The organism is Halorubrum sp. B53, from assembly GCF_059752395.1.
The window spans coordinates 454,320-470,642 of sequence record NZ_MWTH01000015.1 but is presented as its reverse complement, the minus strand read 5'-3'; the positions used below and the strand labels follow the sequence as shown (position 1 = coordinate 470,642).

At 70.4% G+C, this 16,323-nt stretch carries 18 protein-coding genes, 1 tRNA gene and 1 pseudogene; 9 read left to right on the top strand and 11 right to left on the bottom strand.

From position 1 onward, the window contains the following. The 4 genes and pseudogenes from B4V06_RS14965 to B4V06_RS14950 all read right to left on the bottom strand — a co-directional run. Positions 1-357: pseudogene (locus B4V06_RS14965) on the bottom strand (molybdopterin biosynthesis protein); the annotation flags it as partial. After that, entirely contained in the window at positions 354-1,649 is a 1,296-nt protein-coding gene (locus tag B4V06_RS14960; RefSeq protein WP_498170452.1) for a molybdopterin molybdotransferase MoeA, read from the bottom strand. The pseudogene B4V06_RS14965 and the gene B4V06_RS14960, both read right to left, overlap by 4 nt. 105 nt (positions 1,650-1,754) lie before the next feature. Further along, positions 1,755-2,675, bottom strand: a complete 921-nt coding sequence (locus B4V06_RS14955; RefSeq protein WP_498170450.1) for a CehA/McbA family metallohydrolase — start codon at positions 2,673-2,675, stop codon at positions 1,755-1,757. A gap of 1,092 nt (positions 2,676-3,767) precedes the next feature. Beyond that, positions 3,768-4,715, bottom strand: a complete 948-nt coding sequence (locus B4V06_RS14950; protein WP_498170448.1) for a cell division protein CdpA domain-containing protein — start codon at positions 4,713-4,715, stop codon at positions 3,768-3,770. A 112-nt stretch (positions 4,716-4,827) separates the two neighbouring features. Here B4V06_RS14950 and B4V06_RS14945 point away from each other — a divergent pair, with 112 nt between their 5' ends. From B4V06_RS14945 to B4V06_RS14925, 5 genes are read left to right on the top strand one after another with little or no spacing between them, the layout of a single operon-like run. Further along, the gene (locus B4V06_RS14945) at positions 4,828-5,007 is read left to right on the top strand and encodes a zf-TFIIB domain-containing protein (protein WP_123112780.1); all 180 of its coding nucleotides are present in this window, start codon (positions 4,828-4,830) and stop codon (positions 5,005-5,007) included. Positions 5,008-5,009: 2 nt separating this feature from the next. Beyond that, complete coding sequence (locus B4V06_RS14940) at positions 5,010-5,735, top strand: hypothetical protein (RefSeq protein ID WP_123112779.1); 726 nt, start codon at positions 5,010-5,012, stop codon at positions 5,733-5,735. Between the two features lie 9 nt (positions 5,736-5,744). Continuing rightward, a complete protein-coding gene (locus B4V06_RS14935; protein ID WP_498170446.1) occupies positions 5,745-6,059 on the top strand; it encodes a hypothetical protein in 315 nt (104 codons plus the stop codon). 55 nt (positions 6,060-6,114) lie between these two features. Continuing rightward, positions 6,115-6,642 (top strand): nucleoside deaminase, encoded by a 528-nt coding sequence (locus B4V06_RS14930; protein WP_498170444.1) that lies wholly within the window; start codon positions 6,115-6,117, stop codon positions 6,640-6,642. A 30-nt stretch (positions 6,643-6,672) separates the two neighbouring features. After that, a complete protein-coding gene (locus tag B4V06_RS14925) occupies positions 6,673-7,698 on the top strand; it encodes a carbohydrate kinase family protein (RefSeq protein ID WP_498170442.1) in 1,026 nt (341 codons plus the stop codon). 18 nt (positions 7,699-7,716) lie between these two features. Here the strand turns inward: B4V06_RS14925 and B4V06_RS14920 are convergent, their stop codons facing one another. Then, positions 7,717-8,544 carry a BtpA/SgcQ family protein gene (locus B4V06_RS14920; protein ID WP_498170440.1) on the bottom strand — a complete coding sequence of 276 codons (828 nt, stop codon included), beginning with the start codon at positions 8,542-8,544 and terminating at the stop codon, positions 7,717-7,719. 83 nt (positions 8,545-8,627) lie between these two features. Between B4V06_RS14920 and B4V06_RS14915 the strand changes: the two genes are divergently transcribed. The 3 genes from B4V06_RS14915 (at position 8,628) to B4V06_RS14905 (ending at position 10,565) form a co-directional block, all read left to right on the top strand. Continuing rightward, on the top strand, positions 8,628-9,077 hold the full coding sequence (locus B4V06_RS14915) for a DUF7124 domain-containing protein (protein ID WP_123112774.1): 450 nt from the start codon (positions 8,628-8,630) through the stop codon (positions 9,075-9,077). A gap of 535 nt (positions 9,078-9,612) precedes the next feature. Further along, the gene (locus tag B4V06_RS14910) at positions 9,613-9,963 is read left to right on the top strand and encodes a 4a-hydroxytetrahydrobiopterin dehydratase (RefSeq protein ID WP_123112773.1); all 351 of its coding nucleotides are present in this window, start codon (positions 9,613-9,615) and stop codon (positions 9,961-9,963) included. A gap of 119 nt (positions 9,964-10,082) precedes the next feature. After that, positions 10,083-10,565: a hypothetical protein gene (locus tag B4V06_RS14905; protein WP_123112772.1), complete on the top strand. Its 483-nt coding sequence runs from the start codon at positions 10,083-10,085 to the stop codon at positions 10,563-10,565. Positions 10,566-10,618: 53 nt separating this feature from the next. Here the strand turns inward: B4V06_RS14905 and B4V06_RS14900 are convergent, their stop codons facing one another. The 4 genes from B4V06_RS14900 to B4V06_RS14885 all read right to left on the bottom strand — a co-directional run bounded on the left by B4V06_RS14900 (position 10,619) and on the right by B4V06_RS14885 (position 13,292). Beyond that, a complete protein-coding gene (locus B4V06_RS14900) occupies positions 10,619-11,533 on the bottom strand; it encodes an ATPase (protein WP_498170438.1) in 915 nt (304 codons plus the stop codon). Continuing rightward, positions 11,530-11,880: a DUF5827 family protein gene (locus B4V06_RS14895; protein WP_498170436.1), complete on the bottom strand. Its 351-nt coding sequence runs from the start codon at positions 11,878-11,880 to the stop codon at positions 11,530-11,532. The genes B4V06_RS14900 and B4V06_RS14895 overlap by 4 nt, the downstream gene beginning before the upstream one ends. 157 nt (positions 11,881-12,037) lie before the next feature. Continuing rightward, positions 12,038-12,637, bottom strand: coding sequence for a superoxide dismutase [Mn] (sod, locus tag B4V06_RS14890; RefSeq protein ID WP_123112769.1), 600 nt, complete (start codon positions 12,635-12,637; stop codon positions 12,038-12,040). A gap of 571 nt (positions 12,638-13,208) precedes the next feature. Continuing rightward, a tRNA-Ser gene (locus B4V06_RS14885) sits at positions 13,209-13,292 on the bottom strand. A gap of 97 nt (positions 13,293-13,389) precedes the next feature. Between B4V06_RS14885 and B4V06_RS14880 the strand changes: the two genes are divergently transcribed. Then, on the top strand, positions 13,390-14,616 hold the full coding sequence (locus tag B4V06_RS14880) for a DUF8743 domain-containing protein (protein WP_498170434.1): 1,227 nt from the start codon (positions 13,390-13,392) through the stop codon (positions 14,614-14,616). 48 nt (positions 14,617-14,664) lie between these two features. Here B4V06_RS14880 and B4V06_RS14875 read toward each other — a convergent pair whose 3' ends face one another. Together B4V06_RS14875 and B4V06_RS14870 are read right to left on the bottom strand one after the other, a co-directional pair. After that, positions 14,665-15,420 carry a DUF2064 domain-containing protein gene (locus tag B4V06_RS14875; RefSeq protein WP_498170432.1) on the bottom strand — a complete coding sequence of 252 codons (756 nt, stop codon included), beginning with the start codon at positions 15,418-15,420 and terminating at the stop codon, positions 14,665-14,667. 105 nt (positions 15,421-15,525) lie between these two features. After that, the gene (locus B4V06_RS14870; protein ID WP_123112767.1) at positions 15,526-16,122 is read right to left on the bottom strand and encodes an NUDIX hydrolase; all 597 of its coding nucleotides are present in this window, start codon (positions 16,120-16,122) and stop codon (positions 15,526-15,528) included. Positions 16,123-16,323: the final 201 nt, after the last annotated feature.

Here is a 16,323-nt window from a genome sequence, read left to right as displayed (position 1 = left end):
CACCACGGCGTCGGCGCCCTCGGGCATCACGGCGCCCGTGGAGATCTCGGCGCAGGTGCCCGGCGCGACGGTCACCGTCGGCGCGGCGCCGGCGTGGACCGCCCCGACGAGATCGAGCTCCGCGGGGTCAGCCTCGTCGGCGCCGAAGGTGTCGCGGGCCCGGACCGCGTACCCGTCCATCGAGGCCCGGTCGAAGCCGGGCACGTCGATAGCGGCGTCGATCCGCTCCGCGAGGACGCGGCCGCGGGCGTCCTCTAACGGGACCGTCTCCGGCTCCGGCGAGAGGTCGAGTGACTCGATCGCCGCGCGCGCGGCCTCGGGCGTCGCCAGGTCGCGGAACTCCTTGCGGTCGCTCACGGCGTCACCTCCCAGAGCTCGACGTCGACGACCTCGCCCGCGTCGAGCCCCTCCCGCGGCTCCGGCACCACGACCCAGCCGTCGGCGAGCGCGACGCTCGAGAGGATGCCGGAGCCGCTCGCGCGGGTCGGCGTCGCGACGGGGAGGTTCGTTTCGCCCCCGCCGCCGTCGGCCGACTCGTCGGCTCTCTCGTCGGCGTCTTCACCCTCGACGCCGCCTCCTCCCTCCGAGAGCGCCACCCGCGCGAACGTCCGCGTCCCGGGCTCGCTCGGCACCTTCCGGTCGAGGACCGCGCGCCGCGTCGGGAACGGGTCCGCGGTCGTCCCGCCCACGCGCTTCTGGACGGGTCGGAGGAACTGCGCGGCGTTGACGATGCAGGCCACCGGGTAGCCGGGCAGCGAGACGACCGGGGTGTCGTCGGCGACGCCGAGACAGACCGGGTGCCCCGGCTTCAGCGCGACGCCGTGGACCAGCACCTCGCCGAGCCCGTCGACGACCTCGGGGATCAGGTCGCGCTCGCCGACCGACGACCCGCCGGTAGTGACGACCACGTCGGCGTCGAGGTCGGCCTCGACCGCGGCCGCGAGCGCGTCCTCGTCGTCGGTGACGACGTCGCGGTAGCGCGCCTCGCCGCCCCAGCGTTCGACCAGCTGCGAGACGGTCAGGCCGTTCGTCTCGATCACCTCGCCGGGGTCCGGGTCGGACTGGACCAGCTCCTCGCCGGTCGGGATCACGGCGACGGTCGGCGGCTCGTACACGGGGACCGCGTCGAGCCCGACCGACTTCAGGAGGCCGAGGTCGGAGGGGCGGAGGACGTGGCCCGCGTCGAAGAGTCGCTGCCCGTCAGCGACGTCCTCGCCGGCCTCGCCGACGTTCTCGCCGGTCGCGACCGCGTCGAACGCCTCCACCTCGTCGCCGATCTCCTCGACCTGCTCGATCATCACGACCGCGTCGGCGCCCTCCGGGACCGCGCTGCCCGTGTGGACCCGCGCGGCCTCGTCCGGCGCGATCGACTCGGCCTCGGTGCCGGCGGCACGGAGCACCGCCGGCGACCGGTCGGACGCGCCGAAGGTGTCCTCGGCGCGGACCGCGTACCCGTCCATCGCCGCTCGGTCGTAGTTCGGGACCGGCGCTGGCGCGTCGATCGCCTCGGCGACCGCTCGGCCGTCGGCGTCGGCGAGCGGCACCGACTCGGTCCGGCCGTGGGGCTCGGCGGCGCCGAGCAGCGTCGCCAGCGCGTCCGCGACGCGGGTCCGCCGCTTGAAGCCGGCCTCGCGTCTGTCGTGGCTCATGGGCGTTCGTTTCGGGCCCGCGGGCAAAAACCCCGCTCTCCGGGCGGTCGGAGCGCTCCCCGTCGCACCGCGAGCGGACCCCCACCGCGCGGGTTCGCGACCGCCTCAGGTGACCCACGAGAGGATCCGCGCCGCGCGGTGCGTCCCCTGGATCGCGGCGACGCGGGCGGCCGAGAGCGTCTCGGCGACCCCGCGCCGCGCCGCGGTCGCGCTCCGGACCGCGCCGGTCCGGGCGTAGTACCCGGACTTGCGCCCCGCGGCGCCGACGTAGTGTTTCGCGGCCATCCGGATCGGCGCGCGGCGACCGTCGACCGTGGTCGTCCCCTTCCGGATCGCGTCGAGGATGTCGTCGCCGGTGACGTCGGCGATCGACTCGCGCCCCTCGACCTCGACCTCGGTGAAGGCTCGCCCCACGTACTCCAGGTGGTGCGCGTCGCTGGCGGCCACGCCTGGGTAGTCGTACTTCGCCGCGAAGCGCCGCGCGCGGCGGTTGCGGTACCCGGTGAACAGCCACGCGTTGAACACCTCGACGGCGTCGACTTCGTGGAGCTCGGTGGGCTCACCTCTCGCCGCTGCCGCGTCCCCGTCGGCGGGCGACGACTCCCGCGACCCGTCACTGACGGGAATCGCGTCCTCGTCCGGCTTCGGAACCGGGATGTTCCGCTGGCGGACGCCGTGGCGCGAGCGCTGGAACGGGTGCGGCACGATCGCGACCCCACCGCGGTCGTGGATCCACTCGATCGTCTCGTCGTACGGCTGCCGGCGCGGCGGCATCCGCTCGACGCCGACCGCGAGCAGGTGGCCGTGCGCGGTCGACACCTCGACGCCGGGGATTCCGATCAGGCCGTACTCCGGGGCCAGTTCGGCCGCCCGCTTCGACTCGCCGATCACGTCGTGGTCGGTGATCACGACCGCGTCGAGACCGATCTCCGCGGCGTGCTCTAAGATGAGCTCCACCGGCTCGTGGCCGTCGTAGCTCTCGTCCGAGTGGACGTGGGTGTCGATGCTGACGGTGACGCTGGACACACCCAGAGTAGACAACGGGAGATACTTAAATGCGCGAGAGGCGTCTGACGATACTTATAAATCGAGTGCGGTGGCGCGCCTCCGAGCGGCCGCCCTCGGCGGCCGCGAGGAGTCCGCGAGGGAGTCAGTCGGCCGGAGCGAAGCGGAGGTCGACTGACGAGGCTGGGGAGGCGTGAGGCGCGGTGCTGTTGGGGCGGGACTCAAAGGGGCAGCCGCGAGGACGAAGACGGGCGATGCAAGGACCGCAGGAGCGAACGGAGTGAGCGACGAGGACCGCAGCGAGCCCCTCGAGTCCTCGCGGCTGGGGCTTTGGCGGTGGTCACCGCATCAGCGACAGCGACGATGTACAGCCGAGCGGCTGGGGCTTTGGAGGCCTTCACAGACCGTCTACTGTCTGCTATTTATAAACCAGGAACCGAGGAGTTAGAGGCAGCCACCGCGACAGCATCGATTTTTGACATCCTCCTCCGCGTGAAGGCGGAGGAATCCCGAGCGGTGGGAGTTTCAGGTTTGCAACCATGGACGCCGCCACTTTACGGGAACTCGTTTAACCCAGTCGTCGTGGCCGGTGGCTGTCTGGCCATGCCAAGTGGCCGTTACTCCTATTCTCGGCACCGTTGGCCCCACCTGTTGTTTTTGCCAGTAAGGGGTCGCTGGTGCGTCAGCGGATTCGGAGTTACCTTTGGGCTTGCTCAGGCCGACAGGCACGGGACGAACCCTTCGAGGATTCGTGTTCACCACGCCGGCGTTTCGGATACTGTCGTCCGAGAGAGCGAAGCTCTCTCGAACGACCTCCGAAGGTCGTTCGGAATCCGCTCCGTTCCGACCTGACCTTCTCATTATATCGCGATTCTTGATATTTGAAAGTGTGTATTGGAAACTCAGGCCGTGTGACTATCGGTGGAAATCCAACAGTATGTCGGTTTCATTACCCGTCTAAAGGCGGGTGTATTCACCTTGCAGTCTGTATAAACAAGAGAGAAGACATTCGGTGGAAGCACCCGGGTCACCATCGACCACGCACGAGCAGCGGAGGTATTGACGGCAGTCGCCCTCCTCTACGTCGGTCGTGAGCCCGAAATCGTATCCCGATCAGCCGAACAGCCCCTTGATCCGATCCACAACCGACCCCTCCTCGTCGTCCGCCTCGGCCTCCTTCCGCTGCTGCTCTCTGAGCTCGCGGAGCTTCGCGGCCTGGTCGTCGGTCCCCGAGCCGCTCGCGGTCTTCGTCTCGCCGCCCTGGAGCCCCTTCAGCTCCGAGACCGCGTCGTTGACCGTCCCGGAGGTCGTCCGGGTCTCGGTGGCGGAGCCGGCGAGCTTCTCGCGGTCGACGTCGACGTCGTCGACTGCGCTCGTGTCGAGCTCCAGCCGGCGCGTCTCGCTCCGCTCGACCCCGCCCCACGTCAGCTCCGCGTCCTCCAGCTCGCGCTCGATGTCCGCCCGGACCTCGGCGTCGGTGACCGACTCGCCGTCGGCGCCCGCGCCATCCGCGCCGCCGGCCGAACCCTCGCCTCCGGCGCCCCCCGCGGCGGATCCGGCTCCGGCCGCGCCGCCCGCGGCGACGCCCGTCGCGCGCTCGACGCGGTGAGCGACCAGCGCGCTGCCGGTCGCGGCGATGACGGCGACGAGCCCGAGGGTGTACACCGCGACCACCTGCGCGCTGTAGTCGGTGTCGGGAACGTTCCAGTAGTACGGGTACGCCCAGGTGAACAGCCCGACGGCGACGAGGGTGATCGTGGTGCCGACGCCGGCGAGGTACACCATCCGTCGGTCGACGGGGAGCAGCACGACGACGCCGAGGAGGAGGGCCGGCAGCCCGACCGCGGCGGCGACGCCGGCGACCTCTCGGACCGCGTACGTCGACAGCGCCTCGGACGGGAGCGTGGCGCTGTAAAAGAAGATTGCGACGCCGACCAGTCCGAGCCCGATCCCCGCGAAGAAGAGCCCGAACCCGGCGTACACGTCGATCGTCCGGTCCGGGTCGCCGACGTAGCGCCGGTAGTACTCCAGCAGGCGGTTCTCCGCGTTCGACTCGCTCATACGGGACGGTATCCGCCGACTCTAATGATTGTTACCCCGCGGGCGTCGCGACGCCGACGGCGGCACCCCCTGCGTTTTTGAGGGTCGGCGTCCACCCTTCAGCCGATAGCCCGTGTCACTCGACTGCCCGCGCTGCGGATCGACCCTGTCCACGTTCGCGCTCGGCGGGGCGACGGCGGTCGCCTGCGACGACTGCGGCTACGCCGGCGTCGAGGCCGACCACTCGGGCGAGCCGCGGCTCGTCGAGAGCTGGGAGGAGGCGTTCGCGCGCTTCCAGGAGCAACACGACTGACCATGCCGACCATCGAGATCACCGACGACGACCGCGACCGGATCGAGGCGCTCCGCGAGGAACTGACCGCGGCCCACGCCGGGCCGTACGCCTCGGTCGACACGGGGGACGCGCTCGCGTACCTCCTCGACCTGGCCGACGCCGTCGACGACCCCGAGCGCACCGCGGACCCGGCCGCGCTCGGCGACGACGAGACCGAGGCGGGGGAGTCGGCGCCCGACGACCCCGACGGCGACGCGGCGTTCGACCGCGACCGCGCCCGCTCCCGCCTCGAATCGCGCCCGCGGCGGCACGGCGACCCGGACGACGCCGACGAGATGGACCTGTACGAGATGGCGGCCGCGTTCGACGTGACCGGCCGCAGCGACATGACGAAGGCGGAGCTGGTCGACGCGGTCCTCGACGCGGCCGAGTCGCTTTCGGCGGACCCGTTCTCGTGGGTCGACGTCGACCTCGGCGGCGCCGATACCGCCACCGGCGCCGCCGATGCTGGGGCCGACGGCGACGATAACGAGGCGGACGCCGACACCGCTGACGAGGCCGACGCTGACGCCGCCGACGCCGGCGCCAGCCGGGTCAACGCGATGATGAGCCTCCTCGACACCCACGACGACAAGTGGCGCGAGGCGGACGGCGACGCGCGGTACGAGGTCGAACTGCCCGACGGCGACGTCGAGACGGCGCGCACCAAAGACGACGTGCGCGCGCTCCTCTTCAAGAACTACTGACGCGAATCCATGGGACTGCTATCGCGACTGCGCGCGTGGATCGGCGGCGAGGGCGACGACCGACCCGCGGACGCCGATCCCGCCGGCGAGGACGCCGCGGAGAGCGCCGCCGATTCCGACGACGACCCGGACGAACCGACCGGACTCGACCCGAGCGCCGCGACCGAGACCCGGAGCGCGGCGACCGACGACGCCGTCGACGCGCTCCGCGACGTGCGGCGGTCTCAGGGGGGCTCGCCGGTCGAGAAGGGCGCCGACGAGGCGGCCGGGGACGCCGACGAGACGGCCGGGGACGCCGCCGGCGACGAGCGCGACGCCCCCTGACCGACCCGCCGTCCGCCTCGCGAAACGTTAGGTGCCCCCGGCCGAACACGCCCGTATGACCGAGTCGAACGAGAGCGACGGGGACGCCGAGAGCGACGCCGCAGGCGTGACCGACCGCGACCGCGAGTTCGTCGACCGGACGATCGAGCTCGCGCGCGAGGCGGTGGAGCGGGGGAACACCCCCTTCGGGGCGCTGCTCGTCGTCGACGGGGAGGTCGTCGCCGAGGCGCGCAACGAGACCCGGACCGAGGGCGACATCGCGGCGCATCCGGAGCTGACGCTCGCCCGGCGAGCCGCCCGCGAGCTCGACGCCGACGAGCGCGCGCGCTGCACCATGTACGCCAGCACGGAGCCCTGCCCGATGTGCGCGACGGGGGTCCACTACGCGGGGCTCGACCGGGTCGTCTTCGGCGTCGCGGGCGAGACGCTGGACGAGCTCACCGGCGACGTCGTCACCGTCCCCTGCGAGGAGGTGATCCGCCGCGCCGGCGGCGAGACGACCGTCGAGGGGCCGATCGCGACCGAGGCCGCGATGGCGCTCCACGAGTCGTTCTACGGGGACGGATCGGCAGGGGAGGAGTAGCGTGCGACTCCGTCGAACCCGGCCGGCACCATGAGCGACGCCCCCTCCATCGTCGCGGTCGGCGCCGCGGCGATAGACGAGTGGTACGCCGTCAGCAACCTCCCGGAACCGGACGGCGGCGCGTTCGCGAGCGAGGTGACGTCCGCGTTCGGCGGCGTGGGCGCGAACGTCGCCGTCGCGCTCGACGGACTCGACCGCGACGTTGGCCTCGTCAGCCGCGTCGGCGACGACGAGTACGGCCGCCGCGCCCGCGAGTACCTCGCGGCCACCGGCGTGGACGCCTCGCGCGTGCGGGTCGGCGACGACCCGTCGACCCGCTCTCTCATCCTCAGCGCGCCGGACGGCGAGCGCGCGATCGTCACGACCGGCGACAGCTTCCGCGAGCTCCGGCTCGACCCCGCCGACAGGGAGGCGATCGCGGCGGCCGCCGTCGTCTTCCTCACCGGCTACACTCCCGACGCGGTCTCGCGGGACGTTCTCGACGTCGTCGAGGGGACGCCCGACCCGCCGGCGCTCGTCTTCGACCTCTCCGGGCCGGTCGAGGAGCTCGTCGGCCGCGGTACCGAGCCGGACACGGTCCGCCGGCTCCTCCACCGCGCGGACCTGTTCGTCGCCGGCGACGTCGCCGCGGCGGCCTACTTCGGCGGCGAGGCGGCCGCGGTCGAGCGGATCGCGGCCGCACAGCGGGCACGGGTCGACGCGGCTGACGGGGTCCGAGGTGCCGGCGACCCGGCCGACGACTGGCCCCGCGCCGTCCTCACGCACGGCGCCGACGGGATGACGGTCGTCGCCGACGGCGACGTCCGGCGGTTCGACGCCTTCGACGTCGACGTGGTCGACGCGACGGGCGCGGGCGACGCGTTCGTCGCCGGCCTGATCGACCGGTGGGTCGCGGGGGAGGGCGAGGGCAACGCCGCGACCGCTGGCAACGGGCCCCTCGCCGACGGCGTCCGATTCGCGGCCGCGGTCGCCGCGATCAACTGCACGGAGCGGTTCGCGCAGGGCGGGCTCCCGACCCGCGAGGAGGTCGAGCGGTTCATCGCGGCGCGGGAGTGACCCGAACCGGCGCCTGACTCACCGCGCCTCGTCCGCCCGTTCGACGAGTTCGGCGACCCGGTCGGGGTCGACCGGGGCGGTGGTCTCGCCGCCCTCCTTGAGCGCCGTGCCGACGATGACGCCGTCGGCGACGGCGAGGGTGTCTCCGACCGTCTCGGCGCTGACTCCGCTCCCGACGAGGACCGGCGTGTCGAGCCCGTGCGCGTCGCGCTCGTCGACGACCGCCGCCAGCGCCTCCGGGTCGGTCGCCTCGCCGGTCCCCCGACCTGAGGCGATCACGGCGTCGGCGAGCCCCCGCTCGGCGGTGTCGGCGAACGACTCCGCGGAGTGCCCCGTCGACGAGAGCGGCGCGGAGTGTTTCACGTCGGTGTCGGCGAAGACCCCGACGTCGACCCCGAGCGCCTCCCGGAGCCGGAGCGTCTCGTGGGCCTTCCCCTGGACGACCCCCTGGTCCGTGACGCGGGCGCCGGTGTGGACGTTCACGCGAATGTAGTCGGCGTCGACCGCGGCCGCGACGGAGAGCGCCGCCTCGGCGTCGTTCCGGAGGACGTTGACCCCGATCGGGAGGTCGGTCTCCGCGGCGACCGCGGTCGCGGCGCGCGTGACTGCCGCGACGACGTGTTTCGGCGCGTCGTCGGGGTAGAAGGGGGCGTCGCCGAAGTTCTCGATCATGATCCCGTCGACGCCGCCGCGGTCGAGCGCGCGGGTGTCGGTCGCGGCGCGGTCGAGCGCGTCCCGCATCGCGCGGGCGCCGTCCGCCGGCGCCTTCGGCGCGCCCGGGAGGGGGGGCAGGTGTACCATGCCGATGACCGGCGCGTCCGTGCCGAAGGTGGCCTCGAACTCCATGTCACCGCCCGCGACGCCCGCGGCCCTCATAAGCGTCCCCACACGGTTTTATCGGTCGGGGGCGAACTCCCGGCCGAAGGCCCATGAGCCTCGACGTCGACGACGACCCCGCGACCCGGAGCGGCGAGCTGACGCTCGTCCTCTCGCTCGGCGCCGCGCGGCGGCTCGCCGACCCCGCGGCGGCGTTCGCCGAGGCCCGCCGGTGGAGCCGATACGTGGGGATCGTCGCCAACGACGCCGACGCGGTCGAGCGGTTCGTCCGCGACCGCGGCGTCGAGAACGACTACGCCCTCCGCAACTGGGACAAGTGGGGGACGCTCGGCGACATCCACGACGAGGCCACCACCCCGCGACACGTGTTCGTCGGCACCTCCCCGTCCGACCGCCGCGTCGCGACCCACGTCGGCTTCGAGTACCGGTCGATCCGCGAGGCGGCGGAGCGGGCCGACTGGGAGCTCTCCGAGCCCGGAGCCAGCGAGGAGTCCGGTTTCATCGAGCGCCTCCGACGCACGGTGAGCGACCGACTGGGCTGAGTGGCGGCCAAACTCGGATCGGCGCGTCGACTATTTATAAATGGACCGCGGCGGCGCGCCTCCGAGCGGTCGCCGCGGGCGACCGCGAGGAGGGAGGGACCGAAGGTCCCTCTGACAGCCGGCGGCGGAGCCGCCGGCGAGAGCCCGCGAGGGAGTCGGACCGGCGCGGCCGCGCCGGTCCGACGAGGCTGGGGAGGCGTGAGGTGCGGTGCTGTTGGGGCGGGTGGGACTCAAAGGGGCAGCCGCGAGGCCGCAGTAGGCGACGTAAGCACCGCAGCGAGCAGCGCGAGCGAGGAGCGCAACGAGCGTACTGCGGCCTCGCGGCTGGGGCTTTGGCGGTGTTCACCACGGAGTCATCGATCACGTCCAGCTTCGCGACTGAGCCTTTGGAGGTGTTCACCGGTGATCCGTGGTCGATCATTTATAAATGAACAACTGAACCTTTGGAAGCGGTCACGCGCCCGAAACCCACGCTCTCCTCAGACACTCGATCCGGCACCGAAGGTACAAACCGCTCGTCCCCCAACGGTGCCACATGACACCGTCACTCGCGGATGAGCCGGTCGAACACGCGGAAGAGGGGGCCGAGCCGCTGACCGACGACGAGTACGCCGAGTACCTCGCCGAGCTCGGGGACGCGTGGGAGGTCGTCGACGACCACCACCTGGAGGCGTCCTACGAGTTCGACGACTTCGCGACAGCGCTGGCGTTCACCAACGACGTCGGCGAGCTCGCCGAGGAGGAGTGGCACCACCCGGACCTGCACCTGTCGTGGGGCGAGGTCGGCGTCGAGATGTGGAGCCACGACATCGACGGGCTCCACGAGTCCGACTTCGTGATGGCCGCGCGCATGGACCGGATCTACGACGAGTACGGGGACGACTGACGCGTCCGGCTTCCCGACGCGCTCGCCCGTCCGTCATCCGTCCGCCACGGAGCCGAGGCGGCAACGGAGCCGAGGCGGCAACGGACGGGTTTAAAACCCTCCCAGCGAAAGTCAGGGTAATGAGCGCGAACGTCTTCCTGGTCCCGATCGACCCGGAGAACTTCGATCGAACGGTCCGGTCCGCGGTCGACCTCACCGAGTACGACGACCGGCCGGATCAGCTCGCCGACCTCGACGAGGCCCGCCTGTGGGCCGTCGACGACGAGAGCGGCAACGGCTCCACCTTCGAGCGGATGGAGGAGGGCGACCTCCTGCTGTTCTACCACGACGGGGAGTACGTCGCAACCGGGCGCGTCGGGACGACCTTCGAAGACGAGGACCGCTGGGCCTCCAGCACGTTCTGGACCGCGTTCCCGACGACCCGCGTGTACACGGTCACCGACTTCGCGGCGGTCTCCGCGCCGAAGCGCGCGGTCAACGCCATCTTCGACTACTCCGCCGCCTACACGCCCGGCTTCATGCGCGTCGCCGACTCGCGGGTGAACGCCGACCTCTCCTCCATCGAGTCCGCGATCGACCACTACACGAAGCGCAACGCCTGAGCGCGCCGTCCCTTTTTAAATAACGTCCGGAGCCGGTCAGTACGCCTCCGCGGTCAGACCGCCTCGAACAGCGCCTCGTACGCCGCCCCGTAGCGTTCCGCGACCCGATCCGGGTTCCCCCGTTCCTCGCCGCCGAGCGCGGGGAGTCCGACCGTCGCCACCGGTTCTATCATGTCGGTCACCGTCCCCGTGTGTTCCTCCATCGTCCCCTCGCGGGGACTTCCCGAGGCGACCGCGCGGGCCTTCGCGTACCGGTCGCCCGCGTAGATCCGGGCTCGACCCGGGTCGACGACGGCGACCGCGTCGGGAGCCACCGGCCCGTCGCGCGGGAGCGGGCCGGCGACGTCCGCGTACGACTCGACGACTGTCGGGACCGGCGTCGCGGCGACCCGCTCCGCGAGCCGGTCGAACGCCGGGAGGTAGTCGGCGGCCATCACGTCGTTGAAGGCCGCCACGTCGTCCACGCGGGTCGCGTCCGCGAGCGGGAGCCGGTCGGCGAGGTCGTCGGGCAGGAGCCCCGCCTCCTCGGCCGCGCCGTTGACGACGAACCGGGCGCCGTCCGCGGTCGTGACGCGGTCGCAGAGGAACGTGCGGTCCGCGTCGCCGAGCATCCCGGTCCGACCGGGCGTCGGCCGCCAGAGGCGGTGGACGGGGTTGATCGACTCGGGCGTAACCGCATCGGGCCGCGGCCGGTCCCCGCCGCCGGCCGTCGCGAGCGGCCGCGTGCTCGCGGCCGCGAGCCGTCGCGCGTCCTTCCCGTAGAGGCGACCGCCGTCGGTCGCGATCCGGTAGTCGTCGTGGTCGAACCAGTGGTCGTTGCCGGCGCGGGGCTTGACGCCGACCGCGTCGCCGACCCGGTCGGCGAGGCTCGCCACCAGCCCCGTCGAAAACGTCGTCTTGCCGGCGTCGACGCGGGCGCCGCCCGCGACGAGCAGGACCGGCGCGTCGTCGGTTCGGTCCCCGGTCACGCGTCGGGTTCGTCGGCGGCGGCCGCGTCGCCCTCGGCGCTCTCCTCGGCGTCGTCGTCCGTATCGTCACCGTCGACCGCGTGCTCGGCGACCCCGTAGTAGCCGGGGCCGTCCTCCTCCAGCGGCTCCGCGATGACGATGTCCTCGGCGTGGGTCATCACCCACGGGATCGCCCAGTCGATGAGGACCGCCTCGGTGTCGGCGTCGACCTGCGCGTCCGGCTCTAACCCCTGCAGGAGCCGGGCGATCTCCGGGACGGTGTACATCAGGTCCGGCTCGAACAGCTCGGCGGGCTCGTAGAACTCACACGGGTAGGTCGCGTCGAACGTCGACTTCGGCTCGGGCATGGGCGGCGATACGGCGTCGGCTCCGTAAACGCTGCCGATACGGTAGCCGACCGTCGGCGCTCGCGGATCACGAGAGGCACGGCCTCGCGGCTCTCGGCGCGGAGCGGGTCGAAAAAACGTCGGGATTCGACGCGCGGAGCGCGTCCGGCGTGGAGCGTTACTCGAAGAGCTCGACGGCCTGCTCGTAGCGGGCCGAGGGCTCGTCCCAGTCGACGACCTCGAAGAAGTTGTCGACGAACTCGCCGCGGGCCGGGCCGTAGTCGTGGTAGTAGGAGTGCTCCCAGACGTCCAGCGCGAGGATCGGGTGACCGCCCCAGATCGCTCCCTGGTCGTGCTTGTCGACCACGACGTTGCGGAGCTGGTTCGAGAACGTGTCGTAGACGAGCAGCGCCCAGCCGGACGCGTTGCCGGCGGCCGCCTCGAACTCGCCCTTCCAGGCCTCGTAGGAGCCGAAGTCCTCCTCGATCCGGTCTGCCAGGTCACCGGAGGGCTCGTCGCCGCCCTCGGGGGACATGTTCTGCCAGAACAGGTCGTGGAGGATGTGCCCCGAGGAGTTGTGGGTCACGTTTCGGATCGCACCGGCCGACGAGGAGAAGTCGTGCTCCTCGCGGTTCTCCTCGAGCGTCTCTTCGGCCGAGTTCCAGCCGTTCACGTACCCCTGATGGTGGGTGTCGTGATGCCATTCGAGCACCTGCTCGGAGATGTGCGGTTCCAGCGCGTCGTAATCGTACGGAAGCGGATCGAGTTCGTAGCTCATCGTTGTATCACCTACTCCGAACATGTGCCGGAAACCTGTTAAAGATAATGCGGCACGTGATACCACACGCCACCTGACGCGAGTGTTATCGGGTGATCCGGAACGGGGGCGATGGGCTTGCGGTTCAGCCCGAAAACGACGATCACGGGTGTCACTGAAGGCCGCCGTCGTCCGTCGATCAAACGTAACCGAAAAAAGTTTCTCCGGATATGCGGACACGAATCGGAAGACGGGGCGGGGGATGCGGCGCGAACTGCGCCGCGCGCTCACGGTGGGACTGGGATTCGAACCGACGCGAGACGGTCGCCCTCGCTGCTCGCGGCTTCGCCGCTCGCTTTCGAGGTGCTCGCGGTGCTCACACCTCGCACCGCTCGGGCGCTGCGACTCGCGGGCTCCGAATCCCGCACGAAACGCGTCCGGCGCGAAGGTGCGCCGGACGCTCTACGGTGGGACTGGGATTCGAACCACGGTCGCTCCCTTTCGGTCGCCGCGGGGCGGCTCGCTCACCTCTCGCTCCCTGATTCAAATCCCTGCACGAGACGCGCGCAGCGCGGAGTGCGCTGCGCGCTTACGGTGGGACTGGGATTTGAACCCAGGAAGCCGTGAGGCTACCGGTTTTCAAGACCGGCGCAATAGGCCACTCTGCCATCCCACCACGTCCGGACGGTCGGGGTCGTTCGACTAAGTGGTGTCGGTGTCGGCCGATACGAGTCAGCGGTATTTTAAAAACCCTCGCAGTGGACCACACGATAATGGACCGGGACGAGATCGATGAGTACGTCGACCGGTGTCGGGGGCTCATCGAGGCATCGCCGCAGATGGACGAGGAGAACACGAAGGTGAAATTGATTCAGCCGTTCCTCGAACTCCTCGGATGGGACCTCTACTCGACGGAAGTCGCGCTGGAGTACACTATCCCGATGGCATCGGGGAGCACACACGTCGATTACGCGCTCCTCGTCGGCGATTCTCCGGTCGTTTTCGTTGAGGCGAAGCCGGTTCGATCGACGCTCTCCGGCGACGAGGTCCGTCAACTGCGAAGCTACATGCGACAGGAATTGGACGTCGATTGGGGGATTCTGACCAACGGAAAATCGTTCGAGGTGCTGACGAAGGACCGGCGCCGTAACGGCGGCGAAGAGATGTCGGTCGTGCAGTTCGATCTCGATGATCTCAGCGAGCGCCCCGGCGTTCTCGAACTCCTCACCAAGGAGTCGATCCGCTCAGGCAAATCAGCAGAAATCGCCGAACAGGTTGCGGAGACCAACCGATCGATACGATATTTAAACGAACACGAGTCGTCAGTCACCAATTCTGTCGCGAATGCGGTTCGAGACGAGGCTGGAGATCTTCCGATTGATCTCGAGGCGCAATCTCGGGAGTTCGTACAAGGTCTCGTCTCCGTATTACGTGAACAGCGCCAGTTCGTCGGAGAATCGGGAGGCTCTGAGCTTGATGATAACCCACCACCGAAGGCCGACAATATCGTGGACGATGACGAGACAGGCTCTGCCGACGGCCCCGATAACATCGAACATCTCGAACCGATTGAAAACCACATTTCCGGAACGATCCGCCGACGCGATATCGAGGGTGAGTCGGACGCTACGGTTGCCGTCTTTCCGACTCGGGAGTCCGGACTCCCGTTTTTGAAGGAGAACGAGGCGTGGGGGTTCGTTCGGGTCGGACGCGCGTTCGACCACGTCGCGATGTACGTCACGGGTGATGTTCGGCAGGTGAAGTACATCGCCGAAGTCGAGCGAGTGATCTCTCCCGATCAGGCGGATCTGATGCGTGAGCCACTGGAGTACAAGGATCGAGGCGCAATCGCGGACGATAAGAAGGTCATTATGTTCAAGCCGGGGTCGCTGTACGAACTCGAGGATCCTGTTCCCTACGAGACACGCTATCCGCAGGCGCTCCGGTACACGACGTTAGGAGAACTTCGAACGGCGGAAACGACCGACGATATGTTGTAACCGGTTCCGGTGCAACGGTTCGGTTTAAATTGCGGTGTGGATACTGTTCTACTCTCGCACCACCCGCTCCTCGCCGTCCTCCACGACCACGTCCAGCCCGTGCTCGTGGACGAACGCGGCGGTGTAGTCGGGGACGACGCGCTCGGCGGCGAACCGCGCGCGCAACACGGGGACGGCGTCGAGCAGGTCGTCGCCGTCGACCATCGACGGCGAGGACTCGAGGAACTCCACGTCGAGGTCGGCGTCCCGGCCGCGCGACGCCAGCGTCGGGAGGCTCGGGGCCTCGAACGCGCCGTCGAAGTCGATCGGCGCGGTGAAGCCGGCGTAGTAGGTGCGCCCGCGGGTGGAGGGGCCGAGCACGACCTCGTTCGTCCGGAGCTTCATCGCGGCCGAGTCGATGACGGTGCGCGAGAGCAGCGGCGCCTGCGGCGTGACGACGGCGACGGAGTCGGCGCCCTCCTCGCGGAGCAGGTGCGTGACGGTGTTGCCGACGCGCGCACCGAACGACGACCCGACCTGCCGCTCGAAGCGGGCGTCCTCGGTACCGCCGAGGGTGTCGGCGACGAGCGTGCGCAGTTCGGCCTCGGGGGCCGTCTCGGTGCGGTGTTCGGCGGGGAGGTCGTCGTCGACCGGGTAGTTGACGAGGAGGGAGCCGCCGGAGCGGTCGACCGCGAGGACGACGTCTCGGAACAGCGCCTCGTACAGGTCGGCGGCCTCGGCGGTCGAGAGCGGCGTCGACTCCGCGATCCCGGTCGCGACGAGCCCCTCGCGGGGCGGTTGCGCCATGACGACGACGACGGTCATAGCGGACCGAGTCGCCCGCGCGTCTTCAAGTCGCCGTTTCGGGTCGGCGCCGACGACCCGTTCGTGGCCCGCTTCGAGGTCGCACGGAGCCCGCTCGGGGCCGGCTCAGGAGAAGTCGCGCCGCATCGCGATCTCGAACCACGGGCAGAGCCGGAGCTGACGGTACAGCGCCGGGTTCTCGTGGAGGTGCTCGTAGTCGGCCCACAGCATCCCGCCGATCTCGGCCTCGTCGGGGTCGAGCGAGGTGTCGTCGAGGGTGACCTTCAGCACCGAGCAGACTTCCCACTCGACACCCTCGTTGGGGTAGTAGCGCTTGTACTCGAACTTGTCCGTCACCCGGAGGTCGCCGTACTGGTCCGGCGTGATCCCGAGCTCCTCTTCGAGGCGCTGCGCGGTCGCGTCCTCCTGCGTCTGTCCCTCGACCGGGTGGGAGGCGACGGTGCCGTCCCAGTGGCCGTCCCAGAGCCGCTTCGTCGGCGCGCGCTGGGCCAGCAGGATCCGGCCCTCGGTGTCGTACACGAGGCAGGTGAACGCCCGGTGGCGGATCCCGTCGCCGGTGTGCGCGTCGAGCCGGTTCACCGTGCCCTGCTCCGTGTCGTCGGGGTCGACGGCGATCACGTCCTGAAGCGCGTTCTCGTGGTCCGAGTCGGCGTCGGCCCCTCCGGAGGGGTCGCCGGGAGCGGCCGCGTCCTCTGAGCTCATGAGAACTAGGTCGAACACCAGGGCTAATAAGCGTTCGATACGCCGGCAGGGGGTCGCCGGCGCGCGACCGGTGATCGCCGCACCCGGGCTGGCACCGCCGCACTCGGACTGGCACCCCCCGCACCCGGGCTGGCACCGCCGCACCCGGGCTGGCACCGGTTCGACGCGTGCGAGAGGCGGAACGCCCCCCGACGACGGCCG